The sequence below is a fragment of the Kribbella sp. NPDC050281 genome (assembly GCF_040655855.1).
Lineage (GTDB): Bacteria > Actinomycetota > Actinomycetes > Propionibacteriales > Kribbellaceae > Kribbella.
Genome location: NZ_JBFAKS010000023.1, coordinates 1 through 22,254, shown reverse-complemented (window position 1 = coordinate 22,254; position 22,254 = coordinate 1). Strand labels below are relative to the sequence as shown.

Annotated in this window: 28 protein-coding genes and 1 pseudogene; 11 read left to right on the top strand and 18 right to left on the bottom strand. The window is 67.7% G+C overall.

Features of this window, described 5'->3' with window-relative positions:
* Positions 1-15 precede the first annotated feature (15 nt).
* Complete coding sequence (locus AB0I34_RS24245; RefSeq protein ID WP_360448688.1) at positions 16-684, bottom strand: class I SAM-dependent methyltransferase; 669 nt, start codon at positions 682-684, stop codon at positions 16-18.
* 48 nt (positions 685-732) lie between these two features.
* Positions 733-1,248, bottom strand: a complete 516-nt coding sequence (locus tag AB0I34_RS24240; RefSeq protein WP_360448983.1) for a putative immunity protein — start codon at positions 1,246-1,248, stop codon at positions 733-735.
* 127 nt (positions 1,249-1,375) lie between these two features.
* Between AB0I34_RS24240 and AB0I34_RS24235 the strand changes: the two genes are divergently transcribed.
* On the top strand, positions 1,376-1,723 hold the full coding sequence (locus AB0I34_RS24235) for a YciI family protein (protein ID WP_360448685.1): 348 nt from the start codon (positions 1,376-1,378) through the stop codon (positions 1,721-1,723).
* Complete coding sequence (locus AB0I34_RS24230) at positions 1,717-2,934, top strand: DUF6596 domain-containing protein (protein ID WP_360448683.1); 1,218 nt, start codon at positions 1,717-1,719, stop codon at positions 2,932-2,934. Before AB0I34_RS24235 ends, AB0I34_RS24230 begins: the two co-directional genes overlap by 7 nt.
* Before the next feature lie 221 nt (positions 2,935-3,155).
* Here the strand turns inward: AB0I34_RS24230 and AB0I34_RS24225 are convergent.
* From AB0I34_RS24225 to AB0I34_RS24190, 8 genes and pseudogenes are all read right to left on the bottom strand, one after another.
* Positions 3,156-3,527: pseudogene (locus AB0I34_RS24225) on the bottom strand (class I SAM-dependent methyltransferase); the annotation flags it as partial.
* Positions 3,527-3,865, bottom strand: a complete 339-nt coding sequence (locus AB0I34_RS24220; protein ID WP_360448680.1) for a putative quinol monooxygenase — start codon at positions 3,863-3,865, stop codon at positions 3,527-3,529. The gene AB0I34_RS24220 and the pseudogene AB0I34_RS24225, both read right to left, overlap by 1 nt.
* Complete coding sequence (locus tag AB0I34_RS24215) at positions 3,843-4,910, bottom strand: serine hydrolase domain-containing protein (protein ID WP_360448677.1); 1,068 nt, start codon at positions 4,908-4,910, stop codon at positions 3,843-3,845. Before AB0I34_RS24215 ends, AB0I34_RS24220 begins: the two co-directional genes overlap by 23 nt.
* Positions 4,903-5,298, bottom strand: a complete 396-nt coding sequence (locus AB0I34_RS24210) for a tautomerase family protein (RefSeq protein ID WP_360448674.1) — start codon at positions 5,296-5,298, stop codon at positions 4,903-4,905. Before AB0I34_RS24210 ends, AB0I34_RS24215 begins: the two co-directional genes overlap by 8 nt.
* A gap of 27 nt (positions 5,299-5,325) precedes the next feature.
* Complete coding sequence (locus AB0I34_RS24205; protein ID WP_360448672.1) at positions 5,326-6,399, bottom strand: HAD-IA family hydrolase; 1,074 nt, start codon at positions 6,397-6,399, stop codon at positions 5,326-5,328.
* Between the two features lie 84 nt (positions 6,400-6,483).
* The gene (locus AB0I34_RS24200) at positions 6,484-8,859 is read right to left on the bottom strand and encodes an excinuclease ABC subunit UvrA (protein WP_360448669.1); all 2,376 of its coding nucleotides are present in this window, start codon (positions 8,857-8,859) and stop codon (positions 6,484-6,486) included.
* 61 nt (positions 8,860-8,920) lie between these two features.
* The gene (locus tag AB0I34_RS24195; RefSeq protein ID WP_360448667.1) at positions 8,921-9,331 is read right to left on the bottom strand and encodes a VOC family protein; all 411 of its coding nucleotides are present in this window, start codon (positions 9,329-9,331) and stop codon (positions 8,921-8,923) included.
* Positions 9,332-9,336: 5 nt separating this feature from the next.
* A complete protein-coding gene (locus tag AB0I34_RS24190) occupies positions 9,337-9,786 on the bottom strand; it encodes an AraC family transcriptional regulator (RefSeq protein ID WP_360448664.1) in 450 nt (149 codons plus the stop codon).
* Positions 9,787-9,866: 80 nt separating this feature from the next.
* Here AB0I34_RS24190 and AB0I34_RS24185 point away from each other — a divergent pair, with 80 nt between their 5' ends.
* A complete protein-coding gene (locus tag AB0I34_RS24185) occupies positions 9,867-10,571 on the top strand; it encodes an alpha/beta fold hydrolase (RefSeq protein ID WP_360448662.1) in 705 nt (234 codons plus the stop codon).
* Between the two features lie 4 nt (positions 10,572-10,575).
* On the opposite strand, the gene AB0I34_RS24180 is transcribed toward AB0I34_RS24185, so the two are convergent.
* Positions 10,576-11,535 (bottom strand): hypothetical protein, encoded by a 960-nt coding sequence (locus AB0I34_RS24180; RefSeq protein WP_360448659.1) that lies wholly within the window; start codon positions 11,533-11,535, stop codon positions 10,576-10,578.
* A gap of 77 nt (positions 11,536-11,612) precedes the next feature.
* On the bottom strand, positions 11,613-12,623 hold the full coding sequence (locus AB0I34_RS24175; RefSeq protein WP_360448656.1) for a saccharopine dehydrogenase NADP-binding domain-containing protein: 1,011 nt from the start codon (positions 12,621-12,623) through the stop codon (positions 11,613-11,615).
* A gap of 96 nt (positions 12,624-12,719) precedes the next feature.
* On the opposite strand from AB0I34_RS24175, the gene AB0I34_RS24170 reads away from it, so the two are divergent.
* The 3 genes from AB0I34_RS24170 to AB0I34_RS24160 all read left to right on the top strand — a co-directional run bounded on the left by AB0I34_RS24170 (position 12,720) and on the right by AB0I34_RS24160 (position 14,951).
* A complete protein-coding gene (locus AB0I34_RS24170; RefSeq protein ID WP_360448653.1) occupies positions 12,720-13,661 on the top strand; it encodes a helix-turn-helix domain-containing protein in 942 nt (313 codons plus the stop codon).
* A gap of 79 nt (positions 13,662-13,740) precedes the next feature.
* The gene (locus AB0I34_RS24165) at positions 13,741-14,160 is read left to right on the top strand and encodes a VOC family protein (protein WP_360448650.1); all 420 of its coding nucleotides are present in this window, start codon (positions 13,741-13,743) and stop codon (positions 14,158-14,160) included.
* Positions 14,157-14,951 carry an alpha/beta hydrolase gene (locus tag AB0I34_RS24160; RefSeq protein WP_360448648.1) on the top strand — a complete coding sequence of 265 codons (795 nt, stop codon included), beginning with the start codon at positions 14,157-14,159 and terminating at the stop codon, positions 14,949-14,951. The genes AB0I34_RS24165 and AB0I34_RS24160 overlap by 4 nt, the downstream gene beginning before the upstream one ends.
* A 13-nt stretch (positions 14,952-14,964) precedes the next feature.
* On the opposite strand, the gene AB0I34_RS24155 is transcribed toward AB0I34_RS24160, so the two are convergent.
* Positions 14,965-15,273: an NIPSNAP family protein gene (locus AB0I34_RS24155; protein WP_360448645.1), complete on the bottom strand. Its 309-nt coding sequence runs from the start codon at positions 15,271-15,273 to the stop codon at positions 14,965-14,967.
* A 139-nt stretch (positions 15,274-15,412) separates the two neighbouring features.
* Here AB0I34_RS24155 and AB0I34_RS24150 point away from each other — a divergent pair, with 139 nt between their 5' ends.
* Positions 15,413-15,847, top strand: a complete 435-nt coding sequence (locus AB0I34_RS24150) for a GNAT family N-acetyltransferase (RefSeq protein WP_360448642.1) — start codon at positions 15,413-15,415, stop codon at positions 15,845-15,847.
* 18 nt (positions 15,848-15,865) lie between these two features.
* Here the strand turns inward: AB0I34_RS24150 and AB0I34_RS24145 are convergent, their stop codons facing one another.
* Positions 15,866-16,654 carry an alpha/beta hydrolase gene (locus AB0I34_RS24145; RefSeq protein WP_360448639.1) on the bottom strand — a complete coding sequence of 263 codons (789 nt, stop codon included), beginning with the start codon at positions 16,652-16,654 and terminating at the stop codon, positions 15,866-15,868.
* A gap of 143 nt (positions 16,655-16,797) precedes the next feature.
* Between AB0I34_RS24145 and AB0I34_RS24140 the strand changes: the two genes are divergently transcribed.
* The gene (locus AB0I34_RS24140; protein ID WP_360448637.1) at positions 16,798-17,736 is read left to right on the top strand and encodes a helix-turn-helix domain-containing protein; all 939 of its coding nucleotides are present in this window, start codon (positions 16,798-16,800) and stop codon (positions 17,734-17,736) included.
* On the opposite strand, the gene AB0I34_RS24135 is transcribed toward AB0I34_RS24140, so the two are convergent.
* On the bottom strand, positions 17,733-18,536 hold the full coding sequence (locus tag AB0I34_RS24135) for a MerR family transcriptional regulator (protein ID WP_360448635.1): 804 nt from the start codon (positions 18,534-18,536) through the stop codon (positions 17,733-17,735). The two genes, AB0I34_RS24140 and AB0I34_RS24135, sit on opposite strands and share 4 nt — an antisense overlap.
* A 79-nt stretch (positions 18,537-18,615) precedes the next feature.
* Here AB0I34_RS24135 and AB0I34_RS24130 point away from each other — a divergent pair, with 79 nt between their 5' ends.
* Both AB0I34_RS24130 and AB0I34_RS24125 read left to right on the top strand, forming a co-directional pair.
* Positions 18,616-18,945: a nuclear transport factor 2 family protein gene (locus AB0I34_RS24130; protein WP_360448632.1), complete on the top strand. Its 330-nt coding sequence runs from the start codon at positions 18,616-18,618 to the stop codon at positions 18,943-18,945.
* Positions 18,946-19,051: 106 nt separating this feature from the next.
* Entirely contained in the window at positions 19,052-19,816 is a 765-nt protein-coding gene (locus AB0I34_RS24125; RefSeq protein ID WP_360448629.1) for an SDR family oxidoreductase, read from the top strand.
* A 41-nt stretch (positions 19,817-19,857) separates the two neighbouring features.
* Here AB0I34_RS24125 and AB0I34_RS24120 read toward each other — a convergent pair whose 3' ends face one another.
* Positions 19,858-20,541 (bottom strand): VOC family protein, encoded by a 684-nt coding sequence (locus AB0I34_RS24120; RefSeq protein ID WP_360448626.1) that lies wholly within the window; start codon positions 20,539-20,541, stop codon positions 19,858-19,860.
* A 59-nt stretch (positions 20,542-20,600) separates the two neighbouring features.
* Positions 20,601-21,371: a DinB family protein gene (locus AB0I34_RS24115; RefSeq protein ID WP_360448623.1), complete on the bottom strand. Its 771-nt coding sequence runs from the start codon at positions 21,369-21,371 to the stop codon at positions 20,601-20,603.
* Between the two features lie 84 nt (positions 21,372-21,455).
* On the opposite strand from AB0I34_RS24115, the gene pyrH reads away from it, so the two are divergent.
* Positions 21,456-22,163, top strand: coding sequence for a UMP kinase (gene pyrH / locus AB0I34_RS24110; RefSeq protein ID WP_360448620.1), 708 nt, complete (start codon positions 21,456-21,458; stop codon positions 22,161-22,163).
* 10 nt (positions 22,164-22,173) lie between these two features.
* On the opposite strand, the gene AB0I34_RS24105 is transcribed toward pyrH, so the two are convergent.
* Positions 22,174-22,254: integrase core domain-containing protein (locus AB0I34_RS24105; protein ID WP_360448981.1), on the bottom strand; the 81-nt coding region annotated here is incomplete at its 5' end.

The following is a 22,254-nucleotide window of genomic DNA, read 5'->3' as shown; positions in this document are numbered from 1 at the left end:
TCGAAGCCGGTCAGGTCAGGTGTCGCGGCGGGCTTGGAGCATGACGAGGGGACCGTACTGGCCGTCGGCCGGGATCCGCAGATCCGCCACTACGTGTAGCGCGGCGTCCTCGAGAAGGACGGTCAGCTGCTCGGGTCGCCATTGGTACGTCGTCCACGTCACCGCGACACCGCCGTACGCCTCGGTCCGAACGGCGTCGTCATCGCCTCCGTGCGTCGCGATCATGAAGTGCCCGCCGGGCACGAGTGCGTCATGGAAGGCGACGAGGACGTTCGGCAGGATCTCGCGTGGCAGATTGAACAGCGACCACCAGCCGAGAATGCCCCCGAACGAGCTCGGCTCGAGGTCGAGTTCGGTGGACGAGGCAACGGCGAAGCTGCACTCGGGGTGAAGGCGCTTCGCGTGCTCGATCATCCGGGGCGACAGGTCGACACCCGAGACCTCGATCCCCCGCTCCTGCAGGTACGCAGTGACCGTCCCCGGACCGCAGCCGACATCGAGCACCGGGCCAAGACCGCGGACCGAGCCGGCGAACGCGTCGACGGCTGCCTGCAGCCACGGCTGGGTCCGAATATCCCCCATCCCCGTGGTTTCGAGCAGGTCGACATAGTTGTCGGCCACTCGGTCGTACGACGCGCGCACGACCTCGAGATCCGCCGGCTGAACACTCGATGAAAGGGTCACCAGCCCGACCCTATCGACCACCTCTCCCCCGCTCCGGCACCGCCGCGCTCAGCAGTCGAAGACCGACCAGCAGATGTCGTTTCGTTGGTGCTGGTCGTCGAGGACGAGGGCGCGGATCGCCTTCGGGAGTTGGGCGCGCTGCCACTCGCACTCGGCCCGGCGTACCGCCTCGGCCTCTTCCATTGGCGCGGCAGCAACTGCGGCCTTGATGGCGTACGCGGCCGCACCCAGGTCGTGCTCGGCGACGTGAGCGACCGCTCCAGCTTGGCCGGCTGCGTATGCGGCGTGCCGTGCTGCTCCACTCAGGTCTCTGGCCGCGCCCATCGCGTGGCCGCCCGCTGCGCGAGCCTCCATCATCTTGACCTCGCCACGCACCCAGGCACGGGCGTGCTCGATCGCCTGACGCGGCCGGGGATCATCCGGCCGAACCGACTCGAACAAGGGCAGCACATGCTCCGCGCACGTGGCCGCCCAGAGAGCCAGCAGGTGGTGATCCGAATCGGTGAGCATCCCACCGCGCCGGATCGTCACGAGGCGCGGGTCTCGGACCTTCGGGAGGATCATGGTCGGCACGCACCTCCGTACGGTGGCCAGGCAAGATTCTTGTGTTGAGGTGTCGGTTTCCGGGATCGCTGTTCGTCTTACTGCGACGATTCGGTAGGACGAGTCCGGTCATCGGAGGAGCCAGGCAATGAAGTACATCATGTTGATCTACCAAGGTGGCGCGCTCGAGCAGCAGGCCGCGCTGTCCGAGGACGAGCAGAAGCAGGTCTACGCCGACTACCAAGGGATCAATGAGACGCCGGGCGTCACGCCCGGACTGCCGATGGGTCGACCCGAGAACGCGACGACCGTGCGGGTCGAGGCCGGCAAGACCCTGACCACCGACGGGCCGTTCGTCGGGATGAAGGAGTCGGTCGGAAGCTGGTTCATCCTGGAGGCCGACAACCTGGACGCGGCGATCGAGGTGGCCGCCCGTGTCCCGGCGGCACGCTACGGTGGCGCGGTGGAGATCCGCCCTTCGGAGGTGTATTGGTAGCCACGCTGGAGCAGGTCTTCCGCGAGGAGTGGGGTCGCGTGCTGGCGACTCTGATCGGCATCGTCGGCGACTTCGACCTTGCCGAGGAGGCGGCGGCCGAGGCGTTCGCCATCGCCGCCGCCCGCTGGCCACGCGACGGCATCCCCAGCAACCCGCGCGCCTGGCTGATGACGACGTCTCGCAACCGAGCCACCGATCGCATCCGCCGCGACCAGGCCCTTGCCGCGAAGCTCGGTCTGCTCGTCACGCCCGATCCTGGTGAGGTGCCGATGGACACCACGACGTTCCCCGACGAGCGGCTGGAGCTCTTCTTCACCTGCTGTCACCCGGCGCTCGCGATCGAGGCGCAGGTGGCGCTCACCCTGCGCACGCTCGGTGGGTTGACCACCGACGAGATCGCTCGCGCCTTCCTGGTGCCGGAGCGCACGATGGCGCAGCGGCTGGTGCGGGCCAAACGCAAGATCAAAGCGGCGCGGATCCCGTTTCGCGTGCCTCCACTTCATCTGCTGCCCGAGCGGCTGGACGCCGTACTGGCTGTCGTGTACCTGATCTTCAACGAGGGGTACGGCGGCCGCGACGACCTCGCGCCCGAGGCGATCTGGCTGGGCCGGGCGCTCACCGAAGTACTTCCGGACGAGCCCGAAGTCCACGGATTGCTGGCGATGATGCTCCTGAACGACTCCCGCCGGGAGGCGCGATTCAGCGGCGGCGAGTTGGTGCTGCTCGCCGATCAGGACCGATCCCGCTGGAACACCGCGCAGATCGCGGCAGGACGCGCCGAGCTCGACACCGCGATCGCTCTCGGCGGCCACGGGTCGTACGTACTCCAGGCCGCCATCGGCTCATTGCATGCCGAAACGCCGAACGACTGGGCACAACTAGCGGCGCTGTACGGCGAGCTGTACCACCTGACCGGCTCCCCTGTCGTCGAGCTGAACCGCGCCATCGCGATCGCCGAAACCGAAGGCGCCGAGGCCGGCCTGCGCATCGTCGACTGTCTCGGTCTGCACGACTTCCGCTACCTGCACTCGACCAGGGCCGAACTGCTACGCCGCCTCGGCCGGATCGACGAGGCGCGCGACACCTACCGACGCGCCAGAGAACTCACCGAAGACGGCCCCGAACGCCGCTTCCTGGAACGCCGTCTCTCCGAACTGGCAGCCACCACGATGCCCCACGGGACGGGCTCCTCGTCGGGCTCGGACACGTGATCGATCCGCAGTCCGGCAGCGATGAAGGCGTTGAGGAAATCGGCGAGTGACAGGTGTCGCATGCCACCCACCTTGGTCCTGATGCCGTCGGTCCCCCACCATGGAGCCGACAGATGCCGTCGAGCCTCGCGGTAGATGGTGTGCACGAGTCGGCTGCCGTCCGGACACGCCTCCACATGCGGGCCGTTGAAGCACGGATGTACGCCGTAGAAGAGGAATCGGCCTCCGGGCATCAGGACGCGCGCAACCTCGGACAGCATCTTGTCGAAGTGTTCGACATCGGTCGAGGTCCAGGAACTGACGGCCATCGGTACGACGGACGACCTGATCGGAAGCCGTTCGACATCGCCCTGGACCAAGCGATTCGACCGCCGGCGGGCCAGTCGCAGCTGATCGGTGGAGAGCTCAACACCGACAGGCGTCCAGCCGGACTCCGTGATCACGGCCAGATCCCGACCTGTCCCGGAGCCGATATCGAGGCAGAGACCTTGACCAGTCGGCAGGTTGGCTCGCAGTACGTCGTGCCGATGCGGAGCCGTGTCCAGTTGCGCGTCGTACCAGTCGGCCACACCGTCGTACCGGGCCGTCGCCATCAGGCCAACGGCGGAAAGGTCTTGGTGCCTGGCATGTTGTCGGCGAACGCCTGGAGCTCCGGTGAGATGTCGCCGTGCAACTGCATCGCCGTCAACTCGCCGAGCTCGAAGGCCCGCTTCAGAAGGTCGTCGCAGTGCTCGTTGTGTGCGAACGCTGCGGCGCTGTCGACGTACTCCTCGATCACAACGAAGCTGTCCGGGTCGGCGTCCTGATACCAGTCGTACCTGAGCGTCCCAGGCTCGTCCCGAGTCGCCGCAGCCAACGCCTTGGCGGCCTGAACGAACTCGTCCCGCCGCCCTTCACGAGCAGTGAACTCAACGCGCGACGTGAGCGTCATGGTCGATCCTTTCCGTCAGAACCAGGTCGTCGTACAAAGCATCGAGCAGATCCGGCAGGCGCCGAGCTTGCGTGTCCGCGTCGGCCATCCCGTTCCAGTAGACGGCAACCACCACGTGCTCGGACGGGTCCGCGAAGCCGAGACTCCAGGTTCGCCCGCCGTGGCCGAAGCTGCGACCTGACGCACGAGTCCCGTAGCCGTGGGCCGGGTTGGACGAACCGAGCATGAACCCCAGTCCGCGGTCAACCGTCTCCTGCAGGTACTCATCCCACCCGTCGCGCACCTGGCGGGCCGTCATCGCCTCGAGCGTTCGCGCAGACAGCAGGCGCTCGTCGAGAAGGGCCTCGTAGAAGTGGCCGAGTTGGGCGATCGGGCCGTGTCCTCCGCCGGTCGGGCGGCCCCAGGTGACCCAGGCTTCTGTGCCGGACGGACCAAAACCCGGGATGACGGCAATCCGCTCTCGGTGAACCTGGTACGCATCGGCTGACATTCCGATCCAGCAGTCGTGCATGCCGGCCGGCTGAAAGATCTCGCTGCGGATGAACTCCGAGAACGGCCGGCCGCTGATTCTCGACACCACCTCAGCGACGATCCACAGCGCGACCGAGTTGTAGGCATTGCGCGTGCCCGGGATCCAGCCGTCCGCCAACGGCGCCGCGCAGATGTCGGCGACCATTTCCTCCGGCGGCGCGATGCCGGTGATGGTTCTGGTCAGACCTGCTGTGTGGGTCAGCAGGTGCCGGATCGTGACGGTCTCCTTGCCGGCCGCGGCGAACTCGGGGATATGGAGACAGACCGGATCATCCAGGTCGAGCAAGCCCCGCTGCCACAGGAGTCCGATCGCAACCGATGGGATCGGTTTGGTAGCGGAGGCCCACTCGACGATGGTCGAGGTCGTCATCGGTACGCCGGGGCGCGCTTCGCCGACGGCCAGGTCGACACGCGTCTGCCCGTGCACGGAGGCGTACACCTGGGCTCCGGTGTGCCAGCCCCTATCTATGCCGTGCTGTACCTGGGCGAGGGTCCGCACCGGGGTGTCAGACATGCACGTCGAAGCCGAGGTCGACGTCGGAGGCTGCTTGGCCGCCGCGGATGCCCCAGTTCTCGGCTCCGCTTTCCCTGAGGGTGATCAGGACGTGGTCTTGAGGGATGCCGAATGGGGCGAGGCGGTTGACGATCTCGGCGTACAGGTTGCGCTTGGCTTGGACCGAGCGGCCGGCGAAGCAGTCGATCGTGACCAGGGTGAAGAATTCGGGTTGGGTCCGGTTCGGTGAGCAGGCGAATCGGTGCGGCTCGTGCGCGATCAGACGGACGTTCTTGTCCTCCGGAGGGATGCGGAATGCCGCCACCAGCGCGCCGTGGACCGCGTCCATGATGGCGACCTCCTCGGCCTCGGAGTACCGGCGGCGAACCTCGACGAGCGCGGTGGGCATGACGCGAATCCTTTCATCCAGCAAGAGTCAGCGTTGGTACGCCGGGGTGACCTCGATGCCATGGTTGGCGAGGCGGGTGATGAGGGTGGCGTGTCCCTGGGTGAAGTCCCACAGCTCGGCGGGGAAGCCGACGGATCGCGCAGACGCCACGTTGTCGGGGTTGTCGTCGATGAACAGGATGGTGGACGGGTCGGCATCGATCCGGCGCGCGGCCTCGGTGAAGAAGGCGGGGTCGGGCTTGGCGGCGCCGAGGTCGTAGGAGTAGCAGCTGACGTCGAAGATGTCGTCGTACCCGAGCGTCGTACGCATGTGTCCGCCGCGATACTTCTCCTGATTCGTGCCCAGGTGTACGCCATACCCGTGGCGCCGGAGTTGCTCCACGATCGCGAAAGACTCTTCGATGCGGTCGATGCGGTGCCACACATCCTGGTAGACGACGTCGACTGGTGTCTCGACGCCGTACTCCGCGAGTGTTGCCGCCAGCAACGGCATGTAGTCCCCCCGGCCCGCCAGCATCGGCAACTCGTCCTTCCAGGTCCGATGCAGGAACTCTCGCGTCCGCTCACCGAGGTATGGCTCCATCGCGGCGTACCACCCGCCGGGGAGGTCCTGCAGTACGCCGTCCGCGTCGAACAGCACATGCCGGATCGGCGATGCGGCGACCCCACGCTTGGATCCCGCGCTGGTCGGCGCCAGCACCAGGCCTTCCGGCAGCGGCGTCGGTTCACCGCGCTCGGCCGGGATGACGCCGATCTGGTACGCGTCCTCGTAGATCACCTCGCCGGGGCGGTCGGAGTACACGACATCGAACGGGACGTCGTGGGCGGCGAGGACCGCACACAACCGGTCCACTCGCGTCTGCATCTCTGTGGGCAGCGGGGTCTTGAACCACGTCACCGCGCCGGCGGTATTCCCGTCGGCATAGAAGCCGGGCTCGGGAAGGTACTCGAGAAACCAGTCGTCGATGTCGAGATAAAGCGCCACCTGCTCAGCCGTCAACCGCCCAGCCCGCCGCAGGTGATCCACCGCCACGAACAGACCCACCTCCACGCCGAGCCGCCCCCGATACCGAGCCTGCACGCGCAGATACGTTCCCGTCATCGCCACATCATCATCGAACCAGCCCACAAACCACGACCAAATATCAGCCCCCGGCCCCAGCGCCGCCGGGCCGGGGGCCGCTGCTCAGGCTACGTAGTCGGCCAGGTGTTTGCCGGTGAGGGTTGTTGGGTTGGCGATCAGGGTGGACGGGGTGCCTTCGAAGACGATTTGGCCGCCGTCGTGGCCGGCACCCGGGCCGAGGTCGATGATCCAGTCGGCATGGGCCATCACGGCCTGGTGGTGCTCGATCACGATGACCGACTTGCCCGAGTCGACGAGGCGGTCGAGCAGGCCGAGCAGTTGCTCGACGTCGGCGAGGTGGAGGCCGGTGGTCGGCTCGTCGAGGACGTAGATGCCGCCCTTGTCGCCCATGTGCGTCGCCAGCTTGAGCCGCTGCCGCTCACCGCCGGACAGCGTCGTCAACGGCTGACCGATGGTCAGGTACCCGAGTCCGACGTCCGCGAGCCGATCCAGGATCCTGTGCGCGGCCGGCGTACTGGCCTGTCCGGAGCCGAAGAACTCGACCGCTTCGGACACCGGCATCGCGAGCACCTCGGTGATGTCCTTGCCGCCGAACTTGTACTCCAGCACGGACGCTTGGAACCGCTTGCCCTCGCACTCCTCACAGGGCGACTCGACCGTCGCCATCACGCCGAGCTCCGTGTAGATGACGCCGGCCCCGTTACAGGCTGGGCACGCACCCTCGGAGTTCGCACTGAAGAGCGCCGGCTTCACCCCGTTGGCCTTCGCGAACGCCTTCCGGATCGGGTCGAGCAGACCCGTGTACGTCGCCGGGTTGCTCCGGCGCGACCCGCGGATCGCGCCCTGGTCGACACTGATGACGCCCTCCAGGTCAGCCACCGACCCGTTGATGAGCGAACTCTTGCCCGAGCCGGCCACACCGGTCAGAACCGTGAGGACGCCGAGCGGGATGTCCACATCGACGTTCTGCAGATTGTGAAGGTCGGCACCGCGGATCTCCAGCGCGCCCGACGGCTCCCGCACCGACTCCTTCACCGAAGCCCGGTCGTCGAAATGACGCCCGGTCAGCGTCTTGCTGGTCCGCAGTTTGTCGACGGACCCCTGGAACACCACCTCGCCCCCGCCGGATCCGGCGCCCGGGCCGAGGTCGACGACGTGGTCGCCGATCACGATCGTCTCAGGCTTGTGCTCCACGACCAGGACCGTGTTGCCCTTGTCCCGCAGTTGCAGGAGCAACTCGTTCATCCGCTGGATATCGTGCGGGTGCAGGCCGATGGTCGGCTCGTCGAAGACGTACGTCACATCGGTCAGCGACGAGCCCAGGTGACGGATCATCTTGGTGCGCTGCGCCTCGCCACCCGACAGCGTCCCGGCCGGCCGCTCGAGCGAGAGGTAGCCGAGCCCGATGTCCACGAACGAGTCGAGCGTCTCCCCCAGCGCGTCCAGCAGCGGACCGACCGACGGCTCCTTGAGCTCACGCACCCAGGCGGCAAGATCGCTGATCTGCATCGAGCACAGGTCGGCGATGTTCTTGCCGTTGACCTTGGACGCCCGCGCCTCCGGGTTGAGCCGGGTGCCGTCGCAGTCCGGGCAGGTGGTGAACGTGACCGCCCGCTCCACGAACGCGCGGACGTGCGGCTGCATCGCGTCCACGTCCTTGGACAGGAACGACCTCTGGATCGCAGGGATCAGCCCGCTGTAGGTGAGGTTGATGCCCTCGACCTTGATCTTGGTCGGCTCCCGGTAGAGCAGGTCGTGCAGTTCCTTCTTGGTGTACTTCTTGATCGGCTTGTCCGGGTTGAAGTAGCCGGAGCCGCGGAAGATGCGGCCGTACCAGCCCTCCATGCTGTATCCGGGGATAGTCAGCGCACCCTCGTTCAGCGACTTGCTGTCGTCGTACAGCGCGGTGAGGTCGAAGTCGGTGACCGAGCCCATGCCCTCACAACGCGGGCACATGCCGCCGGCGTACACGGCTTTACGTACGACGGTCTTCTCGCCCGCGCCCTTCTCGGCGACCATCGCCCCGGTCGCGATCCGCTTCGGGACGTTGAAGGAGTACGCCTGCGGGCCGCCGACGTGTGGCTTCCCGAGCCGGCTGTACAGGATCCGCAGCATCGCGTTCGCGTCGGTCGCCGTACCGACCGTGGAGCGCGGGTTCGACCCCATCCGCTCCTGGTCGACGATGATCGCCGTCGTCAGGCCGTCCAGTACGTCGACGTCCGGGCGCGCCAGCGTCGGCATGAAGCCCTGGACGAACGCGCTGTACGTCTCGTTGATCAGCCGCTGCGACTCCGCGGCGATGGTGCCGAACACCAGCGAGCTCTTGCCGGACCCGGACACGCCGGTGAACACGGTCAGCCGCCGCTTCGGGATCTCGACGCTGATGTCCTTCAGGTTGTTCACCCGCGCGCCGGTGACGCGGATCAGGTCGTGGCTGTCGGCGGCGTTCTCGGTGCGCGACCGCGTGGCCTTGCTCATGGTGTCTCCATCTGTCGGGCGGAGCCGCGGTGGCGGCTTCCGTCTGGCACGGTCGTCGGGGTCAGGAAACCTGGTTGATCCGGATGTGGTTGCCGGCCGGGTCGCGGAACGCACAGTCGCGGATGCCGTACGGCTGGTCGGTCGGCTCCTGGATCACCTCGGCCTCGGTGGCCTGCAGCCGGTCGAACAGGCCGTCGATGTCCTTGGTGGCCAGCACGATGGTGGCGTAGGTGCCCTTGGCCATCATCTCGGCGATCGTACGGCGCTCGTCCTCGGTGATCCCGGGGTCGGCGGCCGGCGGGGACAGGACGATCGACGTACCGGGCTGGTCGGGAGGCCCGACGGTGATCCAGCGCATGCCGCCGTACCCGACGTCGGTGCGCACCTCGAAGCCGAGGATGTCGCGGTAGAAGGCCAGGGAGGCGTCCGGGTCGTTGTGCGGAAGGAACGTCGCATGAATGTTGAGGTCCATGCGAGTCACGCTACGTGCTGATCGCCGGCCGGTGCTTCTCGATTCCTGATCGGTCTGGTGACCTGCTTGGCCACGCACGACGGGATGCCCAGGGTCGAGTCCCCCGCGCGCTCCCGGTAGACGCTCGGCGGCATCCCGACCAGCTCGGTGAACCGGGTGCTGAACGTGCCCAGCGACTGGCAGCCGACCTCGAAGCACACGTCGGTGACGCTCAGGTCGCCGCGGCGCAGCAACGTCATCGCCCGCTCGATCCGCCGCGTCATCAGGTATCCGTACGGCGACTCTCCGTAAGCACGCTTGAACTCGCGGCTGAGGTGACCGGACGACATGTGCGCACCTCGAGCCAGTGCGTCGACGTCCAGCGGTTGCGCGTACTCCCGATCGATCCGGTCCTTGACCCGCCTCAGGCGTGCCAGATCCTGCAGCCGCTGCGCCTCGTCCGCCTTACCCGTCACCCCAAAAATCCTGCCACGCCCCACCGACGTTTACCTAACCCCCAACCACTTGACGTCGTCCGTGGGCTAGACATGCCTCCATGCAGCTCAGGACTGTCGAGTGGGGTGAGGGTCGGCGGGTTGCTGTGTTGTTGCACGGGATGTTGGGGGCTGCTGAGCAGTTCTGGCGGGTTGGGGCGGCGCTCGCGGAGCGCGGGTATCGGGCGGTTGCGGTGGACCTGCCGGGGCATGGCGGGTCCCCCGCGGCGCCGGATGCGGACCTGGGGCTGTTTGCTGCGTCGGTGGTGGAGACGGTGGGTTGTGAGCCTGAGTTGGCGATCGGTCACTCGTTGGGTGGGGTCGTGTTGGCGGAGGCGTTGCCTGTGCTGCGCCCGGCCAGGGCTGTGTACGTCGACATTCCGCTAGCTGATGACGAGGCTCGGCGCACGGCGGATGAGCTAACGTCAGGGTTTCTGACCGCGCGGGCTGGGCGGACGGTTGAGGCGCTCCGGATCAGCAAGCCGGCGTGGTCGGAGAAGGATCGTGAGGTGGAAGCCTCGGCGGCCGAGCGGTTCGATGTCGCGACAGCGGTCGCGCTCGAGTTGGCACACCGCGCGTCGCAGCCGCCTACCGCCGAGATCCCGTCGCTGGTCGTGCGTGCCGAGCCGAGTAGGTACGTGTCGAAGGCGAGAGCAGTTGAGTTGGCGGCGCTGGGCTTCGAGGTCCGGTCGGTGCCGGGCGCGGGACATTCCATCTGGTACGGCCATTTCTCGGAATTCATGGCCGCTCTCGAGGGATGGATCTGATCGGCTACCTGGCTTGCCAGGTCTGCTGGCAGGCGTGGATTTCGGCCTGGAGCTTCCTGTCTTGCGGGTTGGCGGCTTCGGCGACCGTGTGCAAGGTATGGCGGAGGACGGCCGTGTCAGGGTGGTCCGGGCCGTGCAACTCGTAGCCGGCGCCTAGCGCGTTGTCGACGTACCACAGGGCTTGTTTGACCTTGCCGATGCGGAGGTGGGCGCGGGCGGCCGACGCGTGCAGCCGGATCTGGTGCGTCGCCCCTCGAACATCCTGATCGGTCGGGATCTCCGCGGTCGGATCCGCCGCGACGGCCAGCAGGCCGGCGAGTCGCTTGGGACTGGTCCAAGAGTCAGCCGCTCGGCCGGCAGCGTCAGCCGCCCACCGGCTCACCGGGTGTTCCGGCCCGAGGCGGAGCGCGGCCCCGGCTGCAACGTGTTCGAACAGAGCCAACGCAGCATGTCGATGGTGAGTGGCCAGCAGCGCCTGGGCGACCCGCAGGCGCAGATGGATCACCGCTGGATCGTCAGCCGCCGAGGACGCCTCGTGCGATGCGCGCGCCTCCTCGAGGAGTCGGAGGGCGTCTCGTGGCTCGCCCGACAACCACAGCTCATCGGCCTGCTGGTACGCCTCGTCGTCCAGCACGTCCGCTGGTACGTCGGGAACGGCCTGCAACGCAGCGGTCAGCGCACCGATCCGCCGGCCCGCGAGCCGCTTGCGGCCGTAGTACTGCCCACCACCGGACGAGATCACCCGGTACCGCCCGAGCGGGATCAAAGGGATCCCGACGATGAACCACAGCACGCGACCGTCGGATCCGCACTCCTGGCAGCGGCTGCCCCACCCGAGCAGAGACGTCCCGATCATCGAGGCAGTGAACGTCGACGGCGCGGTGGTGAACTCGGTCATCGCGGTGCAGCGGCCGCAGAACGGATCGGCGGGCTCGACGTACTCGGCCTCGCGGACAGGTCGCATCGGCCGATCATGTCATCAGGTGCGGTGCTTCGCGGTGACGTGCTGCAGGGGGATCCCTCAATTGTCCCGCGTCCGGACTAGCCCGGCAGTTCGACCTTCAGGTACGGCGACAACGTGTCGAGGAACTCACGGGCGTCGAACATTTCCCCAGCCGATGCCAAGCCCGACGTCCGCGTCTCCCCGGCCAGGATCCGCCGTACTGCGCCGACCGCGAGCGGAGCCGTGATCGCGTAGATGTCCTGCCCACTCGCCGTGGCTCGCAGTTCCTCGTTGCCGGTCCGGATCACGGTGTCGACGACGAAGGTCTGATCGGATCGTCCGAGCGCGTCCACCGGCGTTGGCGGCGGCGTGTCCTCTCCCAGCAGGTCCTGAGCCGCCTCGACAGTCATGGAGGTGCGGACCTCGGGCACGTCCAGGTGGCTCGGGACTGTCACAACGTCCGTCATGGTGAACTCCGCGATCACGCGACGCCGGCCGAGTGGCTCCGGGAAGTCCCAGTCCTGCACGACAGGCTTGTCGTCGTGATACTGCAGCGCGCCTCTGGTGAACCGCAGCCGCCGGCCACCACGACGATCATGGGAGACCTGACCGGCCGCGCGGGTGCCTGGCGTGGGATGCCAACTGCTCAGGCCGTAAGCGACGTGGACCTCGTCGGCGGCGGTCCTCTCCCCCAGCGCCGCGGTCACCAGAAGATCACCCAAGCCTCCGTAGAACGCCATCGCCGGTACGACCAGGCTCCGGGCTCCCCTGTGGTTGGCGAAGGTCGCCACGTTGGCCTCGATCTCGGCGGCCACATCGACGTACGGAATCCCTGCCCGGACCGCCGCCTCGATCAGCGGACCGCCCGTGAAGGCGAACGGGCCGGCGCAGTTGACGACCACGTCCGCGCCGGCGAGCGCGCGGTCCAACGAACGCGCGTCGTCGACCGCGGCCGGGCGTACTTCGATGTCTCCCCACTTGGCCGCCAGCGTCTCCAGCGCACTGCCGTCACGGCCCGACGCGACCGTCGCGACCCCACCGCGCAGCAGTTCCTCGACCACGAACCGACCTGTGTGCCCGGTCGCTCCGTAGACCACGACTGCACCCATCGTTCCTCCGATCAGACTGTCTCTGGCATCGAGTCTCGCCGTCCGGCAGGCGGAATCGTGAGAGTCCGGAACGACACCATGCGTACACTTTCGGACATGCACACTGTCGCCCTCGCGACCGCCGGGGAGCTGCTGCACTTCGAGTTCGGGGTCGCGTACGAGATCTTCGGCAACCCACCGCCGGGTGAGCCGTGGTACGACGTCCTGCTCTGCGGACCCGAGTCGATCCAGGTCGGTCCGTTCACGGTCACACCGGACCACGGGCTGGACCGGCTGGTCGACGCGGACACCGTGATCGTGCCGGCATGCGCGGATGTCGACGTACCGCCGCCGACGGAGCTAGTGGATGCGGTCCGGGCAGCGTACGAGGCGGGTGCTCGGGTTGCGTCGTTGTGCACGGGTGCGTTCGTACTGGGTGCGGCCGGGCTGCTGGATGGTCGGCGGGCAACGACGCACTGGGGGCATGCGAAGGAGCTGAGCGCGCGGTTTCCGCTGGCGGATGTTGACCCGGATGTTCTCTACACCGACAACGGCAGCGTGCTGACGGCCGCGGGCAAGGCCGCCGCGGTGGATCTCTGTCTGCATCTGGTGCACCTCGACCACGGTGCGGCCGTTGCGAACGCCGTCGCCCGGCGGCTCGTCGTACCGCCGCATCGGGACGGCGGGCAAGCACAGTTCGTCGCGACGCCCGTGCCTGTGTCGGGTGACCACATGCTGTCCCAGCTCCTCGGTTGGGCGCAGGAGCGGCTCGATCAGCCGCTGACCGTCACCGACCTCGCGCGCCGCGCGAACACCAGCCCACGCCATCTCACCCGGCTCTTCCGATCGACAACCGGTCAGACTCCGCTCCAGTGGCTCCTGACCCAGCGCGTACGCCGCGCCCAGGAGCTTCTCGAGTCGACCGACCAGAGCGTCCACTCAGTCGCCATCGCCACCGGCATGGGCACAGCCACCACCCTCCGCCGCCAGTTCAAGCGCGTCGTCGGCGTTCCACCCGACACCTACCGCCGCTCCTTCCGGACCCCGGTCTCAGCCTGACCCGACCCGGGGACGGAAGGGTTGCCTCGGGCATCGGGGTGTTGTCGAATGGGGGCTCGCCGAGGAGCGGGGTGGTGGGATGTCGACGTATCCGCGACGAATGCATACGGCCCTGGACACGACGGATGGTCGCGGGCTGGCTGAGTTCTACCGAGAGCTGCTGGGTCTGCGTTACCGGCCGGGTGACGAGCCGCCGGCTGACGGTACGGCGGATGACGACAGCTGGCTCGTGCTCGTCGATGACGAGGGCAACCGTCAGCTCGCGATCCAGAAGGTCGACGCGTTGCCACGGTCGACCTGGCCGTCGGCCGACGTACCGATGCAGTCGCACATCGACTACGCCGTACCGACGGTGGACGACCTCCATCGGCACCGGCGCCGGGCCGAGGAGCTCGGAGCCGAGCTGCTGTACGACCGGACCGGGGAAGGGTCCGAGCCTCTTTATGTCCTGGCCGACCCGGCCGGACATCCTTTCTGTCTCCTCGTGGGGGTGCTGTGAGCAAGCAGACTGGGTACGCCGCGGTCAACGGGCTGCAGATGTACTACGAGATCCACGGGTCCGGTGGCACACCGCTGCTGTTGTTGCACGGCGGGCTGTTCAACATCGATCTCCAGTTCGGCGCGTTGCTGCCGGCGCTGGCTGAGAAGCGGCAGGTCATCGCGACCGACTTCCAGGGGCACGGATACACCAACGACATCGACCGGCCGCTCGGCACGGTCGACCTCGCCTCCGACGTGGTCGGGCTGCTGCGGCATCTCGACGTACCGACGGTGGATCTGTTCGGGTTCAGCGTCGGTGGTGCGGTGGCGCTGTATCTGACGATCAAGCACCCGGAGCTGGTCCGGAAGGCCGTGATCTCATCGGTGTCGTTCAGCCGCGACGGCGAACGTGGCGCGAACGACGAAGCCATCAGCGAGATGAAGGTCGAGATGATCGCCGGTACGCCGATGGAGGCGGAGTACCTGGCGAAGTCGCCGCACCCGGATCTCGAGCACCTGCAGGCATTGCTGACCAAACTCGGCGGCTACGACCGGGGCGTCGACGGCTGGTCCGACGACGAGATCCGCGGCATCGCCGCGCCGACGCTCTTCACCGTCGGCGACTGCGACGCGGTCAAACTCGAGCACGCGGTCCGCTTCCTCCAACTCCGCGGCGGCGACGTCAACGGCGACTTCACAGGCGTCCCCACCAACCAACTGGCCGTCTTTCCCGGCACCACCCACTTCTTCGGCCTCTCCCGAACCAACCTCGTCCAAGACACCGTCACCACCTTCCTCGACGCCGAATGATCCCGCTGCAGGGCTAGTTCGGGAGGAGAGGGCGCATGAAGGTGCGTTCGTAGCGGAGGACGCAGCCGCTGTCGTCGCGGATCTTGTCGGCGGCGACGAAGTCGGGATGTACGCCGAACAGTTGGCGGTACTGCTCGTACGCCGCCAGGCTCGGGAAGCTGAACAGGGCCAGCGCCTTGTCGCTCGCACCTTCCGACGGGAGAAAGTAGCCGTGATGAGTCCCACCGTGCTCATTCACCAACTCGATCCATCGCTGTGCGAACCGCTCGAACTCGGCGACCTTCGCCGCATCGATGGTGTAGTCGACAACACACGTGATCATTCCGAGCCTCTCCGCTTGACCGCCCTGGCCAGGACCAAGTTCACCACCCGCCGCGCCGACCACCCTCCAGCGGGCCCGGCGGACGCCGAGGTCAAGCACCCGCACGCGCTCATGGAGCTCCTCTACTAGGCTGCCCACCATGTTTCGTGAGGCGGACGCTGGGGACTTCGACGCCGTGATGCAGCTGTATCGGCAGCTACATCCCCGGGACTCGCTGGGTGGCCGAGAAGCGGATGTGTTCACCCAGATCCTGCGGACACCAGGATTGCGGTTGTTCGTGCTGGAGGTCGATCGGGTCGTCGTGGCAACGACGTACTTCAATCTGATCCCGAATCTGACCCGCGGCGCGGCGCCGTACGCCGTGATCGAGAACGTGGTGGTCGACGCAGACAGGCGCGGGACCGGGCTGGGGAAAGAGATCATGGCGCGCACACTGCAGGCGGCGTGGGATGCGGGTTGTTACAAGGTCATGCTCATGACCGGCTCGCGGACCCCGGCGACGCACCAGTTCTACAAGGCGTGCGGGTTCGACCCCGGTGAGAAGACGGCCTACGTCTCCCGCCCCACCCGCTGAAGCTCCTCAAGCGACCTGTCAGGCGTGTTTCAGGGCCCAGTCCAGTACGTCGTCCGCGATCTTCTCCCAGCCGTCCTGGGCCATCAGGAGGTGCGCGTAGCCGTCGTACTCGCGGGTCTCGGTGATCGTCTTCGACTTGTAGTGCTTGGCGTTCGAGCGCTGCACCTCGGGCGGCATGATGTGGTCCTCGGACGCCGAGACGAACAGCAGCGGCGCCCGCGCGTCGTTGTGGTAGTCGACCCAGGTGTCCTGGTGACCGGGCTGGAAGTTCGCCAGCACGCTCCCCCACAGGATCCCGCCGTTGGCCGGGATCGCGTACCGCTCGTAGAGCCGCCGCGCCTCGTCCTCGGCGAAGGTGTTGGTGAAGGCGTAGTTCCACTGTTCGAAGTTCATCGGGATCGACTTGTGCCGGTTCGCCGGGCTCTTCAGCACCGGGAACGTCGATTTGACCTGCGAGAGCGGCACGACGCGCACGCCCTCGGTCGGTGCGGAGCACATCGCGACGCCGGCGGCGCCGAACCCGTGGTCGAGCAGGACCTGCGTGAACGCGCCACCGGCCGAGTGGCCGATGATGATCGGCGGCGTGTCCAGCTCGCGGATCACCGACTCCAGGTGGTCGATGATGGCCGGCACAGTCAGTTTCAGGATCGTCGTCGGGTCGGCGTTCAGCGCCTCGACCTCGACCTCGAAGCCCGGATACCCGGGCGCCAGCACCCGGAACCCACGAGCCTCGTAGTGCGTGATCCAGTGCTCCCAGCTGCGCGGTGTGACCCAGAACCCGTGGACCAGAACGATGGTGTCGGCCATGATCGCGTACCCCCTCCGTCGTCGGGACTGCCCGCCTGCAACCTAGCTGCGGGTACGCCGGGCTCCGTAGGATGACCGTGCACGGATCTGGGCTGTGTGTGCACAGCTTCGCCCACCAGGTTCAGGGGTGGAGGGGGAAGGCGATGGCCGTGCTGCTGGATACCGCCGCGCTCCCGAGACAGGATCGGGCGGAGGCGTTCTACGCCGCGATGATGTCGGCGAGCGTGCCGTCACGCGTCGAGCACGAGGACGCGTCCGGCAACGTCCACGCACGGATGGACTTCTGGCTGCTCGGTGCGCCGGACCTGTTTCGCAACGAGGGCTCCGGCATCCGGCTCGTCCGGACGCCGAAGCACGTCCGCATCGGCGGTCCGGAACGGCTCGCACTCGCGGTCCAGGTGATCGGCGAGGGACTGTTCAGCCAGGCCGGCCACGATCAGCGCGTCCGCGCCGGCGAACTCATGCTGGTTGATCTGACCGCGCCGTACGAGTTCGGATGGAGCGGTCACAGCGCGTCTCAAGCCTTCCAGATCGACTACCGCGACCTCGGGTTGAGTGTCGAGGAAGTCCGCGCGGCCGCGCACCGGCTGCCCGCCAGTCCGCTGTACGAGCTCGTGCTCCATCACCTCACGGTCCTGCCCGGGATCCTTGCGTCGATCAAGGGAACCACGTCGGCCGAGATGGTTGGTGCGGCGACGACCCAGCTCGTCCGGGCGCTGTTGACCTCCGTCGCGGACCACGATCCGCCGGCGCCGGCCGACGTACTGTTCACCCGGATCCTCTGGTACATGCGACGGCATCTCTCCGACCCGGAGTTCACCGCGGCCCGCATCGCGGCAGAGCACAACATCTCGGTCCGCTACCTCTACAAGCTGTTCGCGGACCATCAGCTGAGCCTCCAGCAGTGGCTGATCGCCGAGCGCCTCGCGCATGCCACCCGGCAACTCACCGACCCCGCGAGCCGGCATCGCCCGATCGCGAGCATCGCGGCCGCGTGGGGTTTCCTCGACGCCGGTCACTTCACCCGCCGCTTCCGCGCCGCCCACGGCATGACCCCGCAGGAGTGGCGGCGGCTGCACTAGCCGGTCAGGCGGAACACCGGCCACGCGATCTCGGTGCGCCACGACGCCGGATCCGGGTCGTCCCGTGGACCCACCACGTACGTCTCCTGAACGGGTCCGTCGACCGCGAGGGTGTGGTCGACAACCCACGCCCCGAGGCGGCCGTAGGTGACGTCGATGTCGTCGTGGGGACCGTGGTGGACGGTGGCCGCGAGCTCCACCGCGGGCAGTTCGACCGAACGCACTCGCCCGTACGACGGCGGATCGGCGACCGGGACGTAGACGAGTACGGCGCCACGGCCTGCCGAGAACAGCTCGTTGGCGTAGTGACCACCCGGGGGTCCGAGCTGACCGCGGACGGCGGCGGTGAGCTCGGCCATCGCTCCGTCGTACCAAGGCAGTACGTCGTCCAGGTCGACGACATCGGTGATCGCGGCAACCATTCGCGCCGGCTGGGTCCGAAGCTCGACCTCGAGATCGCCGGACTCCGGCCGGAGCAGCCGCTGCAGCGAGGTGACCGCCGCTCGGGTCCGGTCGAGCGAAGTCCGCAGACGGTCGAGATGCGCCGCGATCAACTCGGCGCGAGCGTGGGGATCGTCGGTCGCCAGGATCTTGCCGACCTCGGCCAGCGGTACGTCGAGCTCCCGCAACCGATGGATGACCTGGGCCGACGGGATCTGCTCGGTCGTGTAGTAGCGGTAGCCGCTGGAGGCATCGATCGACGCGGGTTCGAGCAGACCACTCTCGTGGTACCGCCGCAGCGTGCGCACACTCAAGTGCGTCACCTGCGCGAACTCACCGATCGTCAGCCCCGGATGCACGCCGCCACTGTGCACCCTCCCCCGGCGAGAGAGTCAATTCCTTGACCCTCGCCCGCCGGGAGCACTCACAGTCGACGGCATGAACCTTCCAGCCACGATCACGAACTACCTGGCCGCTCACACTGCCCGCGACCTCGAGGCGGCGACGCAGTGGTACGCCGCGGACGCGGTGGTCACCGACGACGGCACGACGTACCACGGTCGCGACGAGATCCGCGCCTGGCTCGGCCGGGCGGCGAGCGAGTACACCTACACCAGCGAGCTTGTCGCCGCTCGCCAAGTGGACGCCACGACGTACGTCGCGACCCATCACCTCGAGGGCAACTTCCCGGGCGGCAGCGTCGACCTCGACTTCACCTTCAGCCTCGACGAGGACTTGATCACCCGACTGGTCATCGCTGCGGAGTGAGCAGGATTGTGCAAGTGTCGGCGAGGAATTGTCTACCGACTCGCCCGTTCCGGACCGTCTACTGGAGAGGTACCTGTTCATGACGTCCTAGGAGATTGACACGATCATGCACATCGCTGTGATCACTGGCGGGAGTTCCGGCATCGGGCAGGGCGCGGCTTTCGAGCTCGCCCAGCGCGGGGTCGGGGTGATCCTGACCTACCGCGGCAACCGGTCCGGCGCCGTGGAGACGGTCGAACGGATCGAGAAGGACGGCGGTACGGCGGTCGCCCTGCCGCTCGATGTCGGCAGCGGTGACGCCTTCGCCGGCTTCAGGACCGCGGTCGAGGACGCGCTGCGTGAGCGGTGGGACCGAACCTCGTTCGACTACCTGGTCAACAACGCCGGCGTCGGGCAGATGCCGGTCCCGTTCGAGGAGACGACCGAAGAACTGTTCGACCAGATGCTCCAGGTCCATCTCAAGGGTCCGTACTTCCTCACGCAGACACTGCTGCCGCTGATCGCGGACGGTGGGTCGATCGTCTACACGACCAGCACCTCTGCGCTGCCGAGCGCCCGGCCGGAGCCGGGCTACTCGGTCTACGCGAGCATGAAGGGCGCGCAGGTCGTCCTCACGCGCTACCTCGCTAAGGAACTCAGCGCACGCCGCATCCGGGTCAACGCCGTCGCTCCGGGGGTGACCCGGACCCGGCTCGGCGACGACGCGTTCTCCCGCTTCCCCGACCTGATCCCACCGATCGCCGACCGCACTGCCCTCGGCCGCATCGGCGAGCCCGACGATCTCGCCAAGGTGATCGCCTTCCTGCTCTCCCCCGAGAGCGCCTGGATCACCGCCCAAACCATCGAAGCCTCCGGCGGCTACGACCTCTGACCCGTCCCAGCCACTCCCCGACGGCGGCGCAGGCTGACCTGTCAGCGGCTTTCCGTCGTACAGATGCAGACCTTGTTGCCGTCTGGGTCGGCCAGGACGGTGAACGCCGGTGCCTCGGCGTCGTGGGTGATGGTGCCGCCGGCAGCCAGCGCTGCCTCGATGCGGGTGCGAGCGACCTCGGGCGGTAGCCACAGGTCGAGGTGGAAGCGTTGGCGGGGAGTCTCGTGTGGATCGGTGCGCTGGAACCACAGGTTCGGGACCCGGTCGGTCGGATCACCGACGTCGACACCGTGCATCGCGTCCGTGCTGCCGGTGAGCACCGCCGCCCAGAACGGACCGATCTTCTCGGGATCCGCGGTGTCGATCGCGATCTCCAGCTGCACCACTCCGGCAGGATCAGCCTGCACCTCGTGCGACCCGGCAATCGCACTGATCCGGCGCGCGAGCTCGACATCTCGCTGAGTCACCGACGGAAACACGTACTCGACACCGTCCGGATCGCGGTACACCGCATCGGGACTCGCGAGTGCCACATCCACGAAGGTCGCACCGACCCGAACGTCCGGCTGGGTCCCAGCCGCTGCGCAGGTCTCGCCGATCGCGGTCAGGAACTTGAGCCCGTCGGCGAACGACGTGACCAGGAACCGTGCGTGCAGCCGTTGAGCCAGCTTCCGCCAATCCGCCAGCCCGGCATCCTGGATCGCCTGCACCGTCAACATGTCCATCGCCAACCCCCTCGGTCACGGTTCATCGAACGCTAAGCCATCACCCGGACAGTTTTCGATCACGCCCTCTCCAGTACGGCGAGGTCGCGTTCGGCGTACTGGCGGTGCTCCCACTCCTCGCCGAGGATGCAGCTGAGGCATTCGTCGACCAGGTAGCTGTCGGACGCCGGGTAGCCGGGTTCGGGCACCGGCGTCGTCCGCTCGGCCAGCCGCTCGTCGGTGAGTTCGGCGATGATCGCGCGTACCCTGCCCATCCGGTCAGCGCGCAGGGCGAGGACTTCGTCGAGCGACGGCCGGACGGTCCGGTCGCGCGGGACGGGCGGCGTATCGTGCATCTCGTCGTGGGGCAGGTCGAGCGGGTCCCACGGGGACGGCTCGCCGAGGACGGTCCGCAGTACCCACGCGTCCGTCGCGAAGACGAGGTGACGCAGCGTCTCGATGAAGGACCATTCACCGTCCACCGACTCGTGCAGCAGCTCCGGCGGCAGCGCCCGGGCCCGGGCGATCGTCTCGGGCCAGAGCCGCTCGAGCAGTTCCCACGCCTCGCGATACCCGTCGGCATCGGCCGGGCGCATCTTCTCCCGACCAGGCTGACGACGGTTGAGCTCGGCATCGATCAGCGGTACGACGTCGACACCCCAGACCCGCAGGCCGCGGATGTCACCATCGAGTGACACGTCGACCAGCCGCGCGCCGCGGATCGTCGCGCCGCTGAGGTTCACATTGTCGAACCGCGCCCCGGCCAGGTCGACGTCGTGAAACACCGCGGCCCGCAGCGACAGCTCCTCGAACCGCGCCCCGGCCAGGTTCTCCTGCTTGAACTCGGTCACGGGCCCAGCTTCGCGCGCCCACCCCGCGCCGTCCAGGGCAGAATGGCCAGGGATCAGCGGCGCCTTCCGAACGAACGGAGCAGCATGTATCGACGGCTTGTCGTGAAGTTGTCCGGCCAGGCGATTGCCGGGGGTGACGCGTTCGGGTTCAGCAGCGAGAGGCTCACGCACCTGGCCAACGAGGTGATCGCGTTGCGCGCCACCGGCGTTCAGGTCGCGGTGGTTGTGGGCGGGGGCAACGTCTTCCGTGGCAACCGGGCCGAGGACTGGGGCATCGACCGGGTCGAGGCCGACAACATCGGCATGCTCGGCACCGTCATCAACGCCGTCCTGCTGCGCGGCCGGCTGGCCGCGCTCGGTGCCGACGACGCGCGCCTGATGACCGCGATCCCGATCAACAACATGGCTGAGCCGTACATCCGGCTGCGCGCCCTGCGACACCTGGAGAAGGGCGCGATCGTCCTCCTTGCCTCCGGCAACGGGCAGCCGTTCACCACCACCGACTACCCCGCCGTCCAGCGCGCCGTCGAACTCGGCGCCGACGCCCTGCTGGTCGCCAAGAACGGCACTGACGGCGTGTACGACGCCGACCCGAACAAGTTCCCGGACGCGCGCCGATTCGACCACCTCAGCTACCAGGAGGTCATCGACCGCGGCCTCGGCGTGATGGACCAGTCCGCCTTCATTCTGGCCCGCGACCACCGTCTCCCGCTCCACGTCTTCGACATCGACCGCGCCGGAGCCGCCTCCTCCATCAGCACCGGCACCCCCGTCGGCACCCTGATCAACTAGCTGTACCCGGTCATGAGGTTGGTTGCAGTCTGGTGATGGGTGGTCGGCCGCCGAGTGCGGTGTGTGGGCGTTGAGTGTTGTAGTGGTTGAG